Raw genomic sequence first — 17,728 nt, forward strand, 5'->3', positions numbered from 1 at the left:
ATTGATAAAAACGAGAGAAATATGGATGACAATCAAGTATTGATCTTTGACACCACCTTGAGGGACGGAGAACAGGTCCCCGGCTGTAAGCTTAACACCCCCCAAAAAATTGAAATCGCCCAGCAACTTGAGCTACTGGGTGTGGACGTGATTGAAGCCGGATTCCCCATCTCGAGTCCCGGGGATTTCAAATCAGTAATAGAAATCTCAAAAAACGTGCAGAATGCTATTATTTGCGGGCTCTCACGAGGCGTAAAAAAAGACATAGAAGTGGCCGCTGAGGCTTTGCAATATGCTAAAAGACCAAGAATTCACACGGGTATAGGCACATCGGACCACCACATTAAATTTAAATTCAAAAGCAACAGGGAACGCATTTTGGAATGGGCCGCAGAGGCCGTCGCCCACGCTAAAAACCTCGTGGAAGATGTGGAGTTCTATGCAGAAGATGCCGGAAGAACCGACAATGAATACCTCGCAAGGGTATGTGAAGCAGCCATCAAAGCAGGGGCCACAGTATTGAATATTCCCGACACCACCGGATATTGCCTCCCCGATGAATATGGAGCCAAAATAAAATACCTTGTCGACAATGTAAGAGGTATCGAGAACGTCATCATCTCTGCCCATTGTCATAACGATCTTGGCTTGGCAACGGCCAATGCGATATCAGCCGTCATGAATGGCGCCAGGCAGGTGGAATGTACGGTGAATGGCATCGGAGAAAGGGCAGGAAACACTTCCCTGGAAGAAGTAGCCATGATCATCAAACAGCATCCCCGCCTCAATGTTTTTAATCGTATCAATTCCAAACTTCTGAATCCCATCAGCAGGCTTGTGGCAGAAAGAATGGGCATGATGGTCCAGCCCAACAAAGCCATAGTCGGATCCAACGCCTTCGCCCACTCCTCAGGAATTCATCAGGATGGTGTCATCAAGAACCGTGAAACTTACGAAATCATCGATCCGGTCGATGTGGGTGTTAATGAGTCCATGATCGTGTTAACCGCCAGAAGCGGAAGGGCGGCATTGGCTTATCGATCCCATAAACTCGGTTATACCTTAACCAAACTCGAACTGGACAAAGTATATGACGTCTTTCTGGACTATGCCGACCGAAAAAAAGAGGTGGTGGATGAGGACATCCATCAAATCATAGACGATGCCAAAATCGGCCATAAGCTCGAAGCTTAATCAACATTTCAAAACCAATTCGGTCTTTCTTGGCGGTCAAAATATGCCCATGAAAGCCGATAAGACGCTTCCTTTTTCACATTTTCCGAGTCGTTCGAACAAAAAATGATCAGTGGAATCACAAAGGCTCCTGAGCCGTATTTTGGTATAGATGCGGCCACAAAAGAAAATGGGTTCACCATGCCTTCTGATGTACGGACTTGTTCCCTCCTCAGAACGCTGGCCTCATCCAAACCTTCCGGCAAATTCCTTGAACTTGGAACGGGGACCGGTCTTGCCACCTCTTGGATTCTGGATGGGATGGACCAGACATCCAGCTTTATATCCGTTGACAACGACAAAAGGGTTTTGGCCGTTGCCGAAACTTTTCTGGGAGGGGACAAAAGATTAAACCTGGTCCATGCCGATGGAGAGGCCTGGATAAAATCCAATACAGACCGGCGATTTGATTTTATATTCGCTGACACATGGCATGGCAAATATTTACTTTTGGACGAGGTTTTGGAATTGCTGAATATCGGCGGTTTGTACATTGTCGATGATATGCTCCCCCAGCCCAACTGGCCCGGAGGTCACCACCTGAAAGCTGTCGAATTTGTGAAATATATCGAAAGCCGAAAGGACCTGTTGCTGACAAAACAACAATGGGCTACGGGAATCATCATTGCTGTAAAAAGGGAGCGGACGGACAAATGATCTCCTATCACCTACGTCAGAAAAAAACCGCTCAAAACACTTCCCGACACATTCCGTTCACCCACCTGTTATTTAAAAAAAAATTACTTGTATCCGGGCCAATAACAGATTAAATTAAGAATGTTTTTTTAAAAGCAAAGAAATATTCGACAACTTTAAGGTCCCTCACATGAACAAGAATAACTTCGCCCTTTTTTCCCTGAAAATGCTATTTATGGGATTAACGGCCATTCCTTTCCTTTCACACGGACAGCAATACGATATCCTGATCAAAGGAGGTCACCTCCTTGATCCCAAAAATGGGATCAATGAAACCATGGACATTGCCATTAAAGAGGACCGGGTCGCGCTTGTGGCTAAAAACATTTCCGGAGAGGAGGCCTTTCAGGTTATAGACGCATCCGGACTTTATGTCTCCCCGGGGTTTGTAGACATCCATACCCATAACTATTTTGGCACTGATCCTCACAGTGAATATAGCAATGGATATAATGCCTTGCACCCTGATGGCTTTACTTTTCCTTACGGCGTCACCACGGTGGTGGACACCGGAGGTGCAGGCTGGCGGAATTTTATTCATTTTAAGGAACAGGTCATAGATAGGGTACAGACAAGGGTGTTGGCCATGCTGAACATCGTCGGTCATGGAATGAGAGGGAATCCTTATGAGCAAAACCTGAACGACATGGATCCGAAAATGACGGCCATGGTGGCCAGACAATTCAGTGATCTGGTCGTGGGAATAAAAATAGCGCATTATTCCGGTCACCAGTGGGAACAGATAGACCGTTTGGTCGAGGCCGGGGAAATGGCCAATGTTCCGGTCATGGTGGATTTCGGCGGTGCCAATCCTCCTTTGTCTTTGGAGACGCTTTTTATGGAAAAACTGAGGCCAGGCGACATTTACACGCACATCTTTGGGGGCGGTGGCTTTGGTAGGCAGGCCCTGGTGGATCCTACCGGTCAACTCAGGCCCTTTATATTTGAAGCCGAAAAAAGAGGAATCGTTTATGACGTGGGGCATGGCGGAGCAAGTTTCTCCTATAAAAATGCTGTTCCCGCCATGGAGCAGGGGATGAAACCCCACACCATCAGTACAGACAGCCATTTGAGAAGCGTGCTGAGCGGCATGAAAAGCATGACCAACGTGATGTCTAAATTTCTGAATTTGGGCATGAGTTTGGAAGAAGTGATTACGGCTTCCACGTGGACTCCTGCTCAAGTCATCAACAGAACAGAGCTCGGCCATCTATCGGATGGGGCCATCGCAGACCTGGCTATTTTCAATGTCCTTGAAGGAGAATTCGGCTTTACGGAGAGAACCGGCGTAGGAAAAATGATGGGGACCCAAAAAATTGAAAATGAGCTTACCATGAGGGCGGGACAGATTGTTTGGGATCTTAACGGACTCTCGGCCTCCGACTGGCAGTAAGGCTGTAAATAAATCTCAGATCGAAGGAGGGATTTGTCCTTACAGGCAAAAAACCATTAGGTATGGCCAAATTTTAGAAAAAAGAAGATTTCAACTGCCGTTCAAAAAATGTCGACAACTTTAATTTAACGGAATGGCTAATTCGGTACTCCATGCTCCTGCTTTTATCAGCAAAATCGGATGGCCGGCATGCAATATTCCCTCCCGGAGTACATTATTAACTGTTGGACAAACTGGGAAGCCTTACCACGACCGTGGTTCCCACATTTTGTTCAGAAGAAAGGAAAATATCTCCCAGCATCTGCTCAATGGATTCTTTTACCATATACAATCCCAATCCTGATCCGACGTTTCGTTGGGTAGCCCGGTGGAAAAGGTCGAAAACGTCTTTTTGATGCTTTTCCTCTATGCCGATCCCGTTATCCTTCACAATGATTTCCGCTTCGTTGTTTTTTACGGTAATATTGATTTCAATGATTTTTTCGCCTTCATCCTTTTGGAATTTGTAGGCATTACTGAACAAATTATTTAAAATCACCCTGATTTTTGCCTCATCTGAATAAAACTCCTCTCCCTGGTTTATGTTTACCCTAACGTCCACATCATCGAGCCTCCACTTTTCACTGTAATCCTCCAATTGCTGCTCAAATATCTCCTTAAAGTCAATGGGCACAATGATATTATCAATTTTGGTAGACCTATAGAAATCAAGCATTTTATAAATAAAATCATCCAGCTTCAGGGTGGCGGAATCTATCATATCAAAGTATTCAATGATGTCCTGATCTTTGGTCTCCATCCTTGCCAGTTTAGAAATGCCCGAAATGCTCATTAACGGCCCGCGGAGTTCGTGGGAAAGACTGTACACGAACCTGTTCATTTCAGAGTGAAGCTTCTCAAGCCTTCTTTTCTTTTCTTTCAGTTCTTTTCTGGCCGAATATATTTCCGCAGCATTGATAATGGCGTTTTTGATCTGCTCCAAATTCCAGGGTTTATCAATAAACCTGTACACTTCCCCCCGGTTTATGGCATCTATCACGCTGGCAATATCAGAATACCCGGTCAAGAGTATTCTGATAGGCTCTGGATTGATTTTCACGAGTTTTTCAAAAAATTCGACCCCCGTGGTATCAGGCATCCTTTGATCGGCGATGATCACTTCATATTCGGATTCCTTTGCCATTCTCAAACCTTCTTCCGCATCCAAAGCAGTCTGGACTTTGAATTCCTTTCTTAATGCCGCCTTGAATGAATTAAGATTATTGTATTCATCATCTATATATAGTACTCTGATTTTATTAACCATCCTCATTTAGTTTTGGTTGACAGGAAGTCTGATTACAAAAGTTGTCCCATAATTTTGTTCAGATTCTACTTCTATCGTGCCTTTGTGATTTTCGATGATCGTATATACTATGGAGAGACCTAAACCCGTTCCTTTGCCCACTGGTTTGGTAGTAAAGAAAGGTTCGAAGACCTTATCTTTGATATGGTCTGGCATCCCGGGGCCATTATCACCAATTTTTACCGTGACAAAACCATCTTCATATTCGGTGGATATCCTGAGTTCCGGAAACCTCCCATCCAAGGGATGGTCCACCAAGGCATGTATGGCATTGCTGATGATATTCATAAAAACCTGGTTGATCTTGCCGGCAAGGCACTCGATCATGGGGACCTCCTTATATTCCTTTGTAAGTTTGATCCTGCCAGAAATGGAGCTGTTCAAAAGAATCAATGTGCTGTCGATACCTTCATGGATATCCACCTTTTTCATATCCTGCTCATCCACTCTGGAAAAAAGTTTCAGCCCTCTGACAATTTCAACGGTCCTTTTGGCGCCATCTTCCATTCCATGAAGAAGCTGATCTACTTCTTCCAATAGGTAATCCAATTCGATATCCTCTTCCAAATCGCTGATTTCGGTTTTGCTGGATTCAGAAAATTCCTCTTTCCCCTTTTCCCTGTACACTTCCATCAGTTCGAGGATATCTCTCAAATCTCTTTTCAAAGGAGAAATATTAGAACTCACAAAGTTAATGGGGTTATTGATCTCATGAGCGATGCCTGCTGTCAGCTGACCCAGAGAGGCCATTTTCTCCTGATTGACAAGTTGTGTCTGGGTATTCTGAAGGTTTTTCAAGGTCATCTCCAACTCCTGCGTCCTGGTTTTGACCATCTCTTCCAGGTATATATTCTGTTCCTTAATCAACCTTTCATTTTCTTTAAGTGCCCTCAGTTTATCATGCTGCTCCTTTTCCTTTTCTTTTTCCAGGATGTTGATTTTATCTGCCAGTGCAAAAGACAGCAAAAGCGCCTCAATCGCGGTTCCGGCGAGTAAAGGAAAGTTTGCATAGGATCCCAAATCCAAGACCCCTTGGTTGTGAAGAATGAAGACAACCAGTCCAAACAGTAAAAATGTCCAGGCCAGAAGGAAAAAATAAGCGGACCGATACCCTTTTTTCGCAGCGATGATCCCTATGGTGAAAAAGGCTAATGAAAGAATAAGTCCATTCAAATCCGTCATCATATGACTTAGCTCCACATTGCCCAGGAGGCGAAAAACCAAAGCTGTCACATAGGACAACACAAGTAAGTACAGATATTTTTCATATTTGGGAATGTACACACTTGTTTTCAAGAAATACTGAACAAAAGGGATTACGAAAATGCTGGACATGGCAGTGAATCCTATGGTACTCACTTCATAGAGATACGCGTTCTCCTTGAGAAAAAAGTAGGAATAGCCTGAAAGCGACAATTGCGCCAATGCGATAAACAACACATAGAAACAATAAAACAAGTATACCTTATCCCTCACAGAAAAATACAGAATAAGATTGTATAAAAAGAGGGCGATCATTATTCCGAAATAAGAGCTGATGATGATCAACCTCATGCTATAATTTTCAAAAAAGCTTTTCTGGGTAGAAATGGAAATATCAAAATCAACCGGTACTTTCGATACTACCCTGAAAACTATTTCCGAACGGTAATTGTCGTCCGGTGTTACTTCAAAAAAGGGGTTAGGGTTCCTCAAAGGATTCGAGTAGGGAAAGGCCGTTCCTTTTTTTCCCATCACCTCAGGTTCGCCATCAGCGGAAAGCCTTATCATCTCTATCTCCCGGAAAGAAGGGTAGTTGACCTCAACGACATAAACGCTATCCTCTTCCAACTGTCCAAACTCAGAAAGATCAACTTTTACAAATAGGTTTTCCGAAATCACCCCTAGATCAATTTTTTGTTCAGCGGATTCATGAAAAAACTGCTCTTGCAGGGCTCCCAGGTCTTCTATATCTCCACCTAGCCGATACTCATATCGGTGGAACCTTATTCCTTCATCCTTACTATAGACACCTAAATAATAAATAATAGGAACGGTTACAAATAACACCAAAAAAAGGGACAACCCTATGTTTTTAAAATATGGGTACAGGTTTTTCATTTACTAGGCTTAGGTATCTGCAACTCAAACTTCAACTCCATTTCGCCCCTGGGGCCACTCTCCACAGTCCGGAAATTAATCTTTTCTCTTAAACTGAAAATATAATCTCTTTCTACCTCATTTGCAAAGGGGAGGTTTTCTATATCGTTGATTTCAAGAGCAGTAGCTATCAACCCCTCTTTTGGATAATAAAATGAGCCGTTATCTCCCAACACGGAAATAACCTCATACCCTACGCTTTTGGAAATACTCAATGTCACGGGTGAACTGAGGCCGAAGAGCTTTTTCAGCTTCAGCTGTGGCAAGATGGCAATTCCCACCCTAACAAGATATATGCTTCCGATTCCATAGCCGGCCACTTCCCTGCTATTCCAAAGCCCGCAGTACTCAGCCACTTCCAAGTCCGCAAATTCCGCCATGTATTCCTTGATCTTGGGATCAATGTCCATTATCGCCATCTCGAACGGGAGTAGGAAATTAACGGTACGGAGCTGGATTCTCCCTCCCCCCAATACCCGATAGTCATCCATGGATTCGAAAAGGATCAGGTATACATGAGGGTTCAGCGCCCAGGAACGGTCAGCCGATGTCACCTTGGTGATTCCATAAGACTCCAAGACTTTATGATGCCCATAGATGTATTTTTCCGTAGCCTCTACATCATCTATAGCCCTAACAATCCTTACTCTAACCTTCATAAAAATTGATAATTTCGTCCAAATCAATATAATACCTGCCTGACTCCACTTTTTGGCCCAAAAGGATCATCCTCGCATAATGACAACAGGCAGCGCCTCCCATAAAAACTGAAGAGGCTAACTGCGGCCAAGAAGTAATCGATTTGCCTAGTTCCGAAAAACTATATTTAACCCTTTTCGAAAGATTATCATATTGCAACAAAGCCATCATAATCTCCCTCCCTTTTTCAGGCAAAATCTCCAAAAGGTGGCTCTCTTCTCCAAAAGGTTTCAAAAAGCCATGAAAAATCGGTCTTTTGGGTATTATATCAAATCTTTCTATATCTATCATTCCCCTGTCACTGGTATCCATCAGCACCGGTATCCCTGCTTCTTTCGCCTTCAGTCTACTCAGGATTTTAATCGGCAAACTGTCACACTCCTCTATCAGCAAATCCAGTTTTCCATTCAAGTTAAAAAAATCATTCAGGTTTTTATCATTAATCCCCGAACTAAATAAGGTTACTTTTAGATATGGGTCCATTTCGGCAATTTCCCTGGCTACAATCCATGATTTTTTTATGCCCAGACTATACAGGCCGGTGCGGATCCGGTTCATATTACTCAAGTCCAGCGTATCGAAATCAGCAATCCTCAACTCACCAACGCACCTTTCCATGGCGATGCTGATGGCCACACTCTGTCCCACAGAGAGCCCTATAATACCCACGGTCTTGCTATATAACTGACGCTGTTCCTCATCCGTGATTTTATACCGGTTTCTAATGGTCCGCAGGCGTATGAAATCCTCCTCCTCCAATATTCTGACCATGGTTTTTCTCCAGGGATAATAAATCCAGTTGCCCCGTAGTCCAGGCTTCAATCCCGAAAAATGGTAGTATTCAGCCTTCTTCTCTCCCAATTCCTCTAAAGTGAATTTTTTACTCGGATGGCTGATTTTTACTAATTCCGAAAGTTGTTGGTCAAAAGTATCAAAAACCATAACCTCCCCACTATCCTTTATATTTTTTATCTTCACTAAATCCTTCTCATCACGGGGGTTAAGTATTATAGGTTTATAACATTGATCAAACTCATCATCTTTTTTTGAGTTATCCATTGGCATTTAGCTAAAGCGGGTGATAATTCGGTAAAGTTATATTTTTGAGTTTATAAACAAACACATCTTTTTCCATTTTATTCAATTACTGTTTTTTGATATTCAAATACATGATAATGGAGAATAAAATAAATTTTTGAAGTTTAAGATATAATAGCTAAACTAACAAACAATTATTGAATAAGATTAATAATTTCTTTAAAATCAAATTTTAGGAATCATTCTTTAAATTTCGAAGGGTTATTACGATATTTATATCATGGAACGAGAAAAAATCAGGGTACTTTACGTTGACGATGAGGTAAACAACCTGAAAGCTTTTAAGGCTACATTCAGGAGGGATTATAAAATTTTTCTGGCTGAATCTGCAAACGAAGGTAGGGAAATCCTCCTTCAGGAAGACATTGATATCATCATCACTGACCAAAGAATGCCGGAAGAGAATGGGGTTGATTTTCTTGAATCCATCATCCCTATGCATCCGGACCCCATGCGGATACTGCTGACGGGGTATACCGATATTCAAGCTGTAATTGATGCCATCAACAAGGGTAAGGTCTATCACTATTTGACCAAACCCTGGGAAGAGGATTATCTAAGAACGGTGGTTAAAAACGCCTATGAGGTATACTCTTTGAGAAAGGAAAACAAACAATTAACAGACAGCCTTTTGAAAGCGAATGACCAGCTTGAATTTCTGCTGAGACAGAATCTGCTGTCTTAGTACCTCGCCGCCAATAGAAGCTGTAATTCTTTGTGGGCCATATGAAATTTCCTCCCCAAGTGGGCATTGGTAAGGCTACCTCTGTAAGTGTATACGCCCTTCATAAACCATTTATAGTTGAAAATCATCTCCTCAGCCCCTCCCAGGTCTGCCATTTGCAGTAAAATCGGGGTAAAAATATTGCTTAAGGAAAATGAAGCGGTGCGGGATACCCGGGAAGCAATATTCGGAACACAATAATGGATCACGCCGTGTTTTACGTAAGTGGGCTCTTCGTGTGAAGTCATCTCCGAGGTCTCAATACATCCGCCCTGGTCTATGCTTACATCGATGATGATGCTGCCTTCCATCATCTGCCCGACCATTTCTTCTGGAACTACAATTTTAGACCGCCCTTTTTCTGCCCGCAAAGCCCCGATGACCACATCCGCTTCCTTTAAGGCATGTCCTAAAATATAATTGTCTATTGTAGAAGTAAACACCTGTTGGCCGATAAGCTGCTTGATCCGCCGTAGTTTATAGATGTGATTGTCAAAAATTTTGATGTTTGCCCCCAGCCCCAGGGCAGTACGGGCCGCATATTCGGCTACTGTACCCGCCCCGATGATCACGACTTGCGTAGGAGGCACACCGGTAATCCCTCCCATAATCAGTCCCTTACCTTCATTTACGCTGCTGAGATATTCCGCTGCAATAAGCATTACGGTACTGCCCGCTATTTCACTCATAGCCCTTACCACGGGCATTCCGCCTACTTTATCTTCGAGATTTTCAAAGGCGACAGCTGTGATTTTCTTTTTATTAAGCGCTTGGATGAATTCGGCATTTTGTTTGCCCAGCTGAAGGGCCGAAATGAGACATGCGCCTTGTCTCATGTAACCTATCTCTTCCAAAGTCGGCGGCTCCACCTTTAATACCACCTCCACATCAAATACCTCCTGCGGCGAAGAAACAACCTTTGCGCCCGCATCTGAATAATCTTTATCACTGAATTTTGCCTCTTTTCCTGCATTGGTTTCCACGAAGACCTCTTGGCCGTTATTCACCAATAATCCCACAGCTTCCGGCGTAAGCACGACCCTTTTTTCCTGGTCCGCAATCTCTCTGGGGATCCCTATCAAAACCGAGCTGCCTTTTTTCCTTATCCTTGCCAGCGACTCTTGGGTATATACCCCGGATTCTTTGGCAATCTTAGTGAATCCCGTTTCTGCTACCATCTTTAATGATTTTAACCATTATTTCTCTTTTTTCCTGATCTTTTCTCAGGATTTCCACAAAAGCAAATTCATCAGGAATAAATTCAGGAACCTTCTCCGCCCATTCCACAAAGCAATAGTTACCACTATAAAAATACTCATCCAATCCGATTTCCCATGCTTCCATAGCATCCTCTATTCTATAAAAATCAAAATGGAAAATTCTGTCTCCGCCTTTATTCTCGTATTCATTTACAATAGAAAATGTGGGACTTGTCACAGGGTCAACAACGCCCAGCTGTTCGGCTATCGCCTTAATAAGTGTAGTTTTCCCGGCTCCCAACTCACCTTTAAAAACCCATACGTTCAGATCTTTGCATAAATCTATAACTAATTTGGCGGATTGAGAAATTTCCTCAAGGTGATTACATATAATTTTTTTCAAATATCGATCATTTTGGCTGCAGATGAACAATAGGAACAATCACTTCTTCCAGAGATACTCCACCATGCTGAAAAGTATCTTTATAATAGTTTACATAATAATTATAATTATTGGGATAAGCAAAGAAGTAATCCTCAACCGCGAATACATAACTGGAAGATATATTCACTTTAGGTAGTTTGGCGAGGTCGGGCTTGTTGACCTCAAACACCTTCCCGGATTCAAAGTTAAGGTTTTTGCCCTGCTTGTACCGCAGGTTTGTGGTTACATTTCTGTCTCCGATAATTTTGTAAGGTTTGTTTACTCTCTTGGTTCCATGGTCCGTGGTTACAATCACATCCGCCCCGGCATCACTGATTTTTTTGAAGAGTTCAAACAAAGAGGAATGCAAAAACCAGCTCGCGGTCAATGACCTATAGGCCGATTCATTGGGGGCCAGTTCCCTGATCATTTTCATGTCGGTCCGCGCATGGGACATCATATCCACAAAATTATACACCAACACGTTCAGATCATTTTTAAGGAGGTTGGGAAATTGTTCCAGCACAGCCTTACCTTGGTTGGTCTGAAGGATTTTATGATAATTGGATTTAATATTCATCCTGTTCTTTTTCAAATTGACCTTTAAAAATTCCTCTTCATTGTTGTTTTTCCCTTCATCGGTCTCTTCCCCCTCCCATAGATCCGGATGGAACTTGGCCATATCCAAAGGCATCATGCCGCTAAAAAGCGCGTTCCTCGCGTAAGCGGTGGTGGTGGGCAAAATACTGTAGTAAGTATTGTCCTGATGAATCACAAAATAATCCCTTAACTGGGTTTCTATCACCTCCCATTGATCCAACCTGAGATTGTCGATAACAATAAAGAAAAGCGGACGGCCCGCTTTCACCTTGGGGAAAACCATCTCCTTCATCACCTGATGGGACAGGACGGGTTTGTCGATATTGGGTTCGTTCAGCCAGTCCAGGTAATTTTCCTTGATAAACCGTGCAAAATTGGAATTGGCTTCCACTTTTTGGGTTTCCAATACCTCCTGCATGCTCTTATTTTCTGTCTCGTCAATCTCCAGTTCCCAATAAGTAAGTTTCTTATAGATCTCCGCCCACTCATCATGACTGATGGCATCATTGTAAGCCATGCTGATGTTTCTGAAGTCCTGTTGGTATGACAAATTGGTCTTTTCACTGATCAACTGCTTATTTTGAAGGATTTTTTTTACGGAAAGCAAAATCTGGTTGGGGTTGATAGGTTTGATAAGATAATCCGCAATCTTGGCCCCTATCGCGTCATCCATAATATGTTCTTCCTCACTTTTTGTGATCATCACCACCGGGATCTGGGGCTTGAGGGATTTGATTTGCTGGAGGGTCTCCAGCCCGGTCATTCCCGGCATCATTTCGTCCAAAAAGACCACATCATAATTTTGCTCCTCAACCTTTTCTACTGCATCGAGCCCGCTGTTCACAGTGATGATATCATATCCTTTTTCCTTCAGAAAGAGTATATGGGGCTTTAGAAGATCTATTTCGTCATCCGCCCACAATATTTTGAATTTTTGCATTTTTATTGGTTTAATTTTTCTAAGATTGGTTACTTTTGGCAAATATCCTCTAATGATCAGGACATTGAAAAGCCAAAAGATAATCAATGACCCGGTATATGGGTTTATCAATATTCCAAGTGAACTTATTTTTGCTGTTATAGACCACCCATACTTCCAAAGGTTACGCAGAATCAGGCAGCTAGGTTTGACCGACATGGTATATCCCGGCGCACTCCATACACGATTTCACCATGCTATTGGTGCCATGCACCTGATGAGTGTTACCTTGGACCATTTAAGAAACAAAGGTGTAGAAATCGCTGACAATGAATACGAAGCGGCGTTAATCGCCATTCTTTTGCATGACATCGGGCATGGCCCTTTTTCACATGCGCTGGAATCCATCATCTTGAGGGATATTCACCATGAATCATTGTCACTGCTGTTCTTTGATATATTGAACAAGCAATTTGGTGGCCAACTTTCACTTGCAAAAGCGATATTTACGGGAAATTACGAAAGAAATTTTTTCCATCAGCTTGTTTCGAGCCAATTGGATATAGACAGGTTGGATTACCTACAAAGGGACTGCTTTTTCACGGGGGTGTCCGAAGGTACCATCGGCGCGGACAGAATCATCAAAATGATGAACATCGTCAATGACCATGTGGTCATTGAAGAAAAAGGTATTTACAGCATTGAGAATTTCCTGAGCGCTCGCCGGCTCATGTATTGGCAGGTATACCTGCATAAAACCACGCTCTGTGCTGAAAAAATGCTCATCAACCTCATCTTGAGGGCCAAACACCTGACCCAGTCCGGCACACGATTGAACGGATCGGAAGAATTGGTTTACCTGCTCAGCAGAGAAGTCAGACAAAGGGATTTTGCTGAATCATCCGATTTGTTGGACATTTTTTCCAGACTGGACGATTTTGATATTTGGGGAGCCATTAAACTGTGGAAAAACCATGAAGACCATGTGCTGCGGGAGATTTCCAATATGTTTCTCTCCAGAAACTTATTTAAAATAAAATTGGTAAACCAGCCCTTTTCCCCTGACATTCTGTCATCCATGCGGACAAAAGTCATACAACAGTTGCTCATTCCCGAACATGAACTTCCCTATTTTTTTTCCTCAGGAGATATCAGTAACCACGCCTATGTGGCCAAAGACAAAATATGGATACTCACAAAAAAAGGAGAAGTGATGGACGTGGCCCAGGCCGCGGACCTGCCAAATATCAAGGCAATGAGCAAAATTGTAAAAAAATATTATGCTTGTCATGCTAAAAAATTAACTTTACGATAATTTTAAAACCAAATTAAATGGAATTCACCATCAATCAAATAGCTCAACTTTTGAACGGAAGGGTAGAAGGTGATGGTTCTCAGAAAATATATAAGCTGGATAAAATTCAGGAAGGGAGTCCGGGAGGTATCAGTTTTTTGTCTAACCCAAAATATGAACCTTATCTATATACAACTGGCTGTTCAGCGATTATAGTGTCGGAAGATTTCGAGCCACAAAAAGAAGTACAGGCCATCCTGATCCGGGTTAAAGATGCTTATTCGGGTTTTACCAGGTTACTGGAAATCTATGGGGACTCAAAAACTACCCAGCTTGTCGGCGTAGAAGAGCCCTCCTATATAGACAGCACCAGTTCCATGGGAGAAAATGCTTATCGTGGCGCTTTCTCTTATATCGGCAAAAACTGCAAAATTGGAAACAATGTCCAAATACATCCTCAGGTATATATCGGTGACCAAGTGACCATAGGGGATAACTGTGTTTTCCATCCCGGCGTAAAAATCATGAAGCAGAGTCAAATAGGCAATAACTGCGAGTTTTTTGCCGGCGCGGTAGTGGGTTCTGATGGGTTTGGTTTTGCCCCCCAGTCAGACGGTACTTACAAAAACATACCCCAACTGGGGAACGTTATCATTGAAGATGATGTAAGTATAGGGGCCAACACCACCATTGACTGTGCTACTATGGGTTCCACCATCATCAGACGTGGAGTGAAAATAGACAACCTGGTACAGATCGCCCATAATGCAAAAATCGGGGAGGACACCGTTATTGCTGCCCAATCAGGAATCTCCGGATCATCTGAAATCGGCCGCAACTGTGTATTGGCAGGAAAATCAGGAATTGTGGGACATGTGAAACTGGCCGACAGGACCACCGTTGGCGCCAATACCGGCGTATCCAAGTCCATTGACAAACCAGGCCATACCGTTTTGGGCTTCATCGGATTTGAAATCAAGGATTTTTTGAAATCCTATGCGGTATTCAAAAAATTACCACTTCTACAGAGCAAATTAAAAGATCTGGAAAAAAAACAATAAATTTGCCTTTTATTCGGATTTTTGTCGCTTGATAGCTAAAAATTTTAATGAAAGTAAAACAACACACCATCAAAAAACAAGTCACCTTATCAGGTGTGGGTCTACATACAGGGATCGAAGCTTCCATGACTTTTGTGCCTGCCAAACCCAACCATGGATACAAATTCCAACGCATGGACCTTGAAGGTCAGCCCATCATCGATGCTGATGTGGACAACGTTATCGATGTGTCCAGGGGTACCACTTTGGAGCAAAGTGGCGCCAGGGTCTTTACGGTAGAACACGTACTTGCCGCACTGGTGGGAATGGAAATTGATAATGTATTGATTCAACTCAGCGGCCCGGAACCCCCTATATTGGATGGAAGCAGCATCCAGTTTATCGACGTATTGGAAGAGGCGGGATTGGAGGAACAAAATGCTTTGAGAAGATTTTTCGAAGTACCCGAGAGCATCCATTACAAGGACAGCTCCAGAGAAGTGGAAATGGCTGCCCTGCCCCTGGATGACTTTAGGGTCACTGTTATGGTGGATTATAACTCCCCTGTATTGGGAAGTCAGCATGCCTCCATCACAGACATCAGCCAGTTTAAAAACGAAATTGCTTCTTGCAGGACTTTTTGCTTTCTGCATGAACTTGAAATGCTCTACCAAAAAAACCTGATCAAAGGCGGTGACCTCAACAATGCCATTGTGGTGGTGGATAGGGTAGTGAAAGAGGAGGAACTCTCCAATCTGGCCAAGATGTTCAACAAACAGAAAGTGGAGGTCAAGAAAGAGGGAATATTGAACAATGTGGAACTGAGGTATAAAAACGAGCCTGCCAGACACAAACTGTTGGATGTCATTGGTGACCTTGCTTTGGTGGGGAGACCACTAAAAGCACAGATCCTGGCTGCAAGGCCAGGGCATGCCGCCAACGTCGCTTTTGCAAAGAAAATAAAAAGGGCCATGGAAAAAGCAGGACCTATGCATATCCCCTATTATGACCCCAAATCCCCTCCTGTGCTGGATATCAACCAAATCAGCAATATCCTCCCACACAGGTACCCCTTCCAATTGTTGGATAAAATCATCTATCTGGATGAAAAAATAGTTGCCGGCGTGAAAAATGTGACCATAAACGAACCGTTTTTTATGGGACATTTCCCCAACAACCCGGTCATGCCTGGTGTCTTACAAGTAGAAGCTATGGCACAGACGGGGGGAATTCTCGTGCTGAGCACCGTTGAAGACCCGGAAAACTATTGGACCTACTTCCTTAGTATTGAAAATTGCAAATTCAGGAAAATGGTGCTCCCGGGTGATACGTTAATTTTCAAGTGTGAGTTACTTAACCCTATCCGAAGGGGTATAGCAAAAATGAAAGGCGAAGCATTTGTTGGCAATGCTTTGGTATGTGAGGCCGTTATGACTGCCAGCATCGTAAGAAAAGACGCATGATCAGTAAGTTATCCCAAATACATGAGCAGGCAAACCTGGGTCAAGATGTGACTGTGGAACCGTTTACCACTATACACAAAAATGTGGAGGTCGGTACAGGCACATGGATCGGATCAAACGTAACCATTTATCCGGGAGCAAGGATAGGTAAAAACTGTAAGATTTTCCCGGGCGCTGTTATCGCAGCTATCCCCCAAGACCTTAAATTCCAGGGTGAGGATTCTCTGGTAGAGATCGGCGACAATACCACCATCAGGGAGTGTGTGACCATCAACCGGGGCACCTTGGATAAAAAAACCACCAGAATAGGGAATAACTGCCTTCTTATGGCTTACGTGCATATTGCCCACGATTGTATCATCCACAATCAGGTAATCATCGCCAATTCCGTACAAGTGGCCGGTCACGTCACCATAGACGACTGGGCTTTTGTAGGGGGCAGCAGCGCTATCCATCAGTTTGTGAAAATCGGCATGCACAGCATGATCTCAGGAGGATCGCTGGTCCGAAAAGACGTGCCCCCTTTTACCAAGGCCGCCAGAGAACCTTTGAGTTACGCCGGCGTCAATTCCTTGGGATTGCGAAGGAGGGGCTTTTCAGGTGACACCATCAGCCAGATCCAGGAGGTCTACCGTTACCTCTTTTTAAACAGCCTGAACAACAGCAGGGCGCTGGAAGAAATCGAAATCAACCTCCCCGCCACCAAAGAACGGGATGAAATTGTGAATTTTATCCGGTCTTCTGAACGGGGCGTGATGAAAGGCTATATCCAATAAGATGTTTTTGCTGAACCTAAAAGGAGCCGGAAAGAGATTCCAGCATGAATGGATTTTCCGTTGCCTTGATTTGGAGCTTGGGCCTGGCCAGCAACTGGCGATTACCGGGAGCAACGGGTCCGGAAAGTCCACGTTGATCAAATGTATCGCCGGTCAGATGCCGCTTACCGAAGGAGGCCTGGCCTACTTTAAGAGCGGAAATGAAGTGCCGGCTGCTGAGTTTTACCGGCATATCGTTATCAGCGCGCCTTACTTGGAACTCCCCGAGGAGTTTACACTCAAAGAATTTCTTAACTTTCATTTCAAGTTTAAAAAAATCCGCGAAAATACCAGCCTCCGGGAATTTGTCGACATGGTTTACCTGGAACAGGCCCTAAACAAGCCTATCTCCTATTTTTCTTCAGGCATGAAACAGCGTCTCAAATTGGGAATATGCTTTTTTTCCGAAGCATCCCTTGTATTACTGGATGAACCCACCTCGAACCTTGATGAACGGGGTATCTCATGGTACTTGGAAATGATCCGGGAACATACCAAACACAAATGCGTGCTCATCGCTTCTAACGATAGCAGAGAATATGGTTTCTGCCAAAACAGGATACGTATGGAGGACTACAAAAAAAAAATTTCGCTTTGAATAGATAAGGAATTCATTAATTTTACAATCGCTATTAATATTACAACTT

Annotated in this window: 16 protein-coding genes; 9 read left to right on the forward strand and 7 right to left on the reverse strand. The window is 43.4% G+C overall.

The annotated features are described in order from the left end of the window. Window positions 1-21: 21 nt before the first annotated feature. From ACFPFU_RS18610 to ACFPFU_RS18620, 3 genes are all read left to right on the forward strand, one after another. Complete coding sequence (locus tag ACFPFU_RS18610; RefSeq protein ID WP_377066863.1) at window positions 22-1,194, forward strand: 2-isopropylmalate synthase; 1,173 nt, start codon at window positions 22-24, stop codon at window positions 1,192-1,194. A 105-nt stretch (window positions 1,195-1,299) separates the two neighbouring features. Further along, window positions 1,300-1,890 carry an O-methyltransferase gene (locus tag ACFPFU_RS18615; RefSeq protein ID WP_377066865.1) on the forward strand — a complete coding sequence of 197 codons (591 nt, stop codon included), beginning with the start codon at window positions 1,300-1,302 and terminating at the stop codon, window positions 1,888-1,890. Between the two features lie 169 nt (window positions 1,891-2,059). After that, a complete protein-coding gene (locus ACFPFU_RS18620; RefSeq protein ID WP_377066867.1) occupies window positions 2,060-3,322 on the forward strand; it encodes an amidohydrolase/deacetylase family metallohydrolase in 1,263 nt (420 codons plus the stop codon). Window positions 3,323-3,539: 217 nt separating this feature from the next. Here the strand turns inward: ACFPFU_RS18620 and ACFPFU_RS18625 are convergent, their stop codons facing one another. The 4 genes from ACFPFU_RS18625 to ACFPFU_RS18640 are packed head-to-tail and all read right to left on the reverse strand — an operon-like array spanning window position 3,540 to window position 8,564. Next, on the reverse strand, window positions 3,540-4,628 hold the full coding sequence (locus tag ACFPFU_RS18625) for a hybrid sensor histidine kinase/response regulator (RefSeq protein ID WP_377066869.1): 1,089 nt from the start codon (window positions 4,626-4,628) through the stop codon (window positions 3,540-3,542). A 6-nt stretch (window positions 4,629-4,634) separates the two neighbouring features. After that, window positions 4,635-6,767 carry a 7TM diverse intracellular signaling domain-containing protein gene (locus ACFPFU_RS18630; protein ID WP_377066871.1) on the reverse strand — a complete coding sequence of 711 codons (2,133 nt, stop codon included), beginning with the start codon at window positions 6,765-6,767 and terminating at the stop codon, window positions 4,635-4,637. Beyond that, window positions 6,764-7,465, reverse strand: a complete 702-nt coding sequence (locus ACFPFU_RS18635; RefSeq protein WP_377066873.1) for a hypothetical protein — start codon at window positions 7,463-7,465, stop codon at window positions 6,764-6,766. The genes ACFPFU_RS18630 and ACFPFU_RS18635 overlap by 4 nt, the downstream gene beginning before the upstream one ends. Continuing rightward, a complete protein-coding gene (locus ACFPFU_RS18640; protein WP_377066875.1) occupies window positions 7,455-8,564 on the reverse strand; it encodes a ThiF family adenylyltransferase in 1,110 nt (369 codons plus the stop codon). Before ACFPFU_RS18640 ends, ACFPFU_RS18635 begins: the two co-directional genes overlap by 11 nt. Window positions 8,565-8,823: 259 nt before the next feature. Here ACFPFU_RS18640 and ACFPFU_RS18645 point away from each other — a divergent pair, with 259 nt between their 5' ends. Next, window positions 8,824-9,288, forward strand: a complete 465-nt coding sequence (locus tag ACFPFU_RS18645) for a response regulator (protein WP_377066877.1) — start codon at window positions 8,824-8,826, stop codon at window positions 9,286-9,288. Here the strand turns inward: ACFPFU_RS18645 and ACFPFU_RS18650 are convergent. Genes ACFPFU_RS18650 through porX form a run of 3 tightly spaced genes read right to left on the reverse strand, consistent with a single transcriptional unit; the run spans window position 9,285 to window position 12,490 of the window. Further along, window positions 9,285-10,505 carry an alanine dehydrogenase gene (locus ACFPFU_RS18650; RefSeq protein WP_377066879.1) on the reverse strand — a complete coding sequence of 407 codons (1,221 nt, stop codon included), beginning with the start codon at window positions 10,503-10,505 and terminating at the stop codon, window positions 9,285-9,287. The two genes, ACFPFU_RS18645 and ACFPFU_RS18650, sit on opposite strands and share 4 nt — an antisense overlap. Then, complete coding sequence (gene tsaE / locus ACFPFU_RS18655; RefSeq protein ID WP_377066881.1) at window positions 10,480-10,929, reverse strand: tRNA (adenosine(37)-N6)-threonylcarbamoyltransferase complex ATPase subunit type 1 TsaE; 450 nt, start codon at window positions 10,927-10,929, stop codon at window positions 10,480-10,482. Before tsaE ends, ACFPFU_RS18650 begins: the two co-directional genes overlap by 26 nt. Before the next feature lie 7 nt (window positions 10,930-10,936). Beyond that, the gene (gene porX / locus ACFPFU_RS18660; RefSeq protein WP_377066883.1) at window positions 10,937-12,490 is read right to left on the reverse strand and encodes a T9SS response regulator signal transducer PorX; all 1,554 of its coding nucleotides are present in this window, start codon (window positions 12,488-12,490) and stop codon (window positions 10,937-10,939) included. A gap of 52 nt (window positions 12,491-12,542) precedes the next feature. Between porX and ACFPFU_RS18665 the strand changes: the two genes are divergently transcribed. From ACFPFU_RS18665 to ACFPFU_RS18685, 5 genes are read left to right on the forward strand one after another with little or no spacing between them, the layout of a single operon-like run. After that, window positions 12,543-13,784: an HD domain-containing protein gene (locus ACFPFU_RS18665; RefSeq protein ID WP_377066885.1), complete on the forward strand. Its 1,242-nt coding sequence runs from the start codon at window positions 12,543-12,545 to the stop codon at window positions 13,782-13,784. Window positions 13,785-13,801: 17 nt separating this feature from the next. Beyond that, entirely contained in the window at window positions 13,802-14,824 is a 1,023-nt protein-coding gene (gene lpxD / locus ACFPFU_RS18670) for a UDP-3-O-(3-hydroxymyristoyl)glucosamine N-acyltransferase (protein ID WP_377066887.1), read from the forward strand. 47 nt (window positions 14,825-14,871) lie between these two features. Then, entirely contained in the window at window positions 14,872-16,266 is a 1,395-nt protein-coding gene (locus ACFPFU_RS18675; RefSeq protein WP_377066889.1) for a bifunctional UDP-3-O-[3-hydroxymyristoyl] N-acetylglucosamine deacetylase/3-hydroxyacyl-ACP dehydratase, read from the forward strand. Continuing rightward, a complete protein-coding gene (gene lpxA, locus ACFPFU_RS18680; protein WP_377066891.1) occupies window positions 16,263-17,042 on the forward strand; it encodes an acyl-ACP--UDP-N-acetylglucosamine O-acyltransferase in 780 nt (259 codons plus the stop codon). The genes ACFPFU_RS18675 and lpxA overlap by 4 nt, the downstream gene beginning before the upstream one ends. A gap of 1 nt (window position 17,043) precedes the next feature. Then, complete coding sequence (locus ACFPFU_RS18685; protein ID WP_377066894.1) at window positions 17,044-17,679, forward strand: ABC transporter ATP-binding protein; 636 nt, start codon at window positions 17,044-17,046, stop codon at window positions 17,677-17,679. The last annotated feature ends 49 nt before the right edge of the window (window positions 17,680-17,728 follow it).

It is taken from the genome of Negadavirga shengliensis (assembly GCF_042652345.1).
Lineage (GTDB): Bacteria > Bacteroidota > Bacteroidia > Cytophagales > Cyclobacteriaceae > Negadavirga > Negadavirga shengliensis.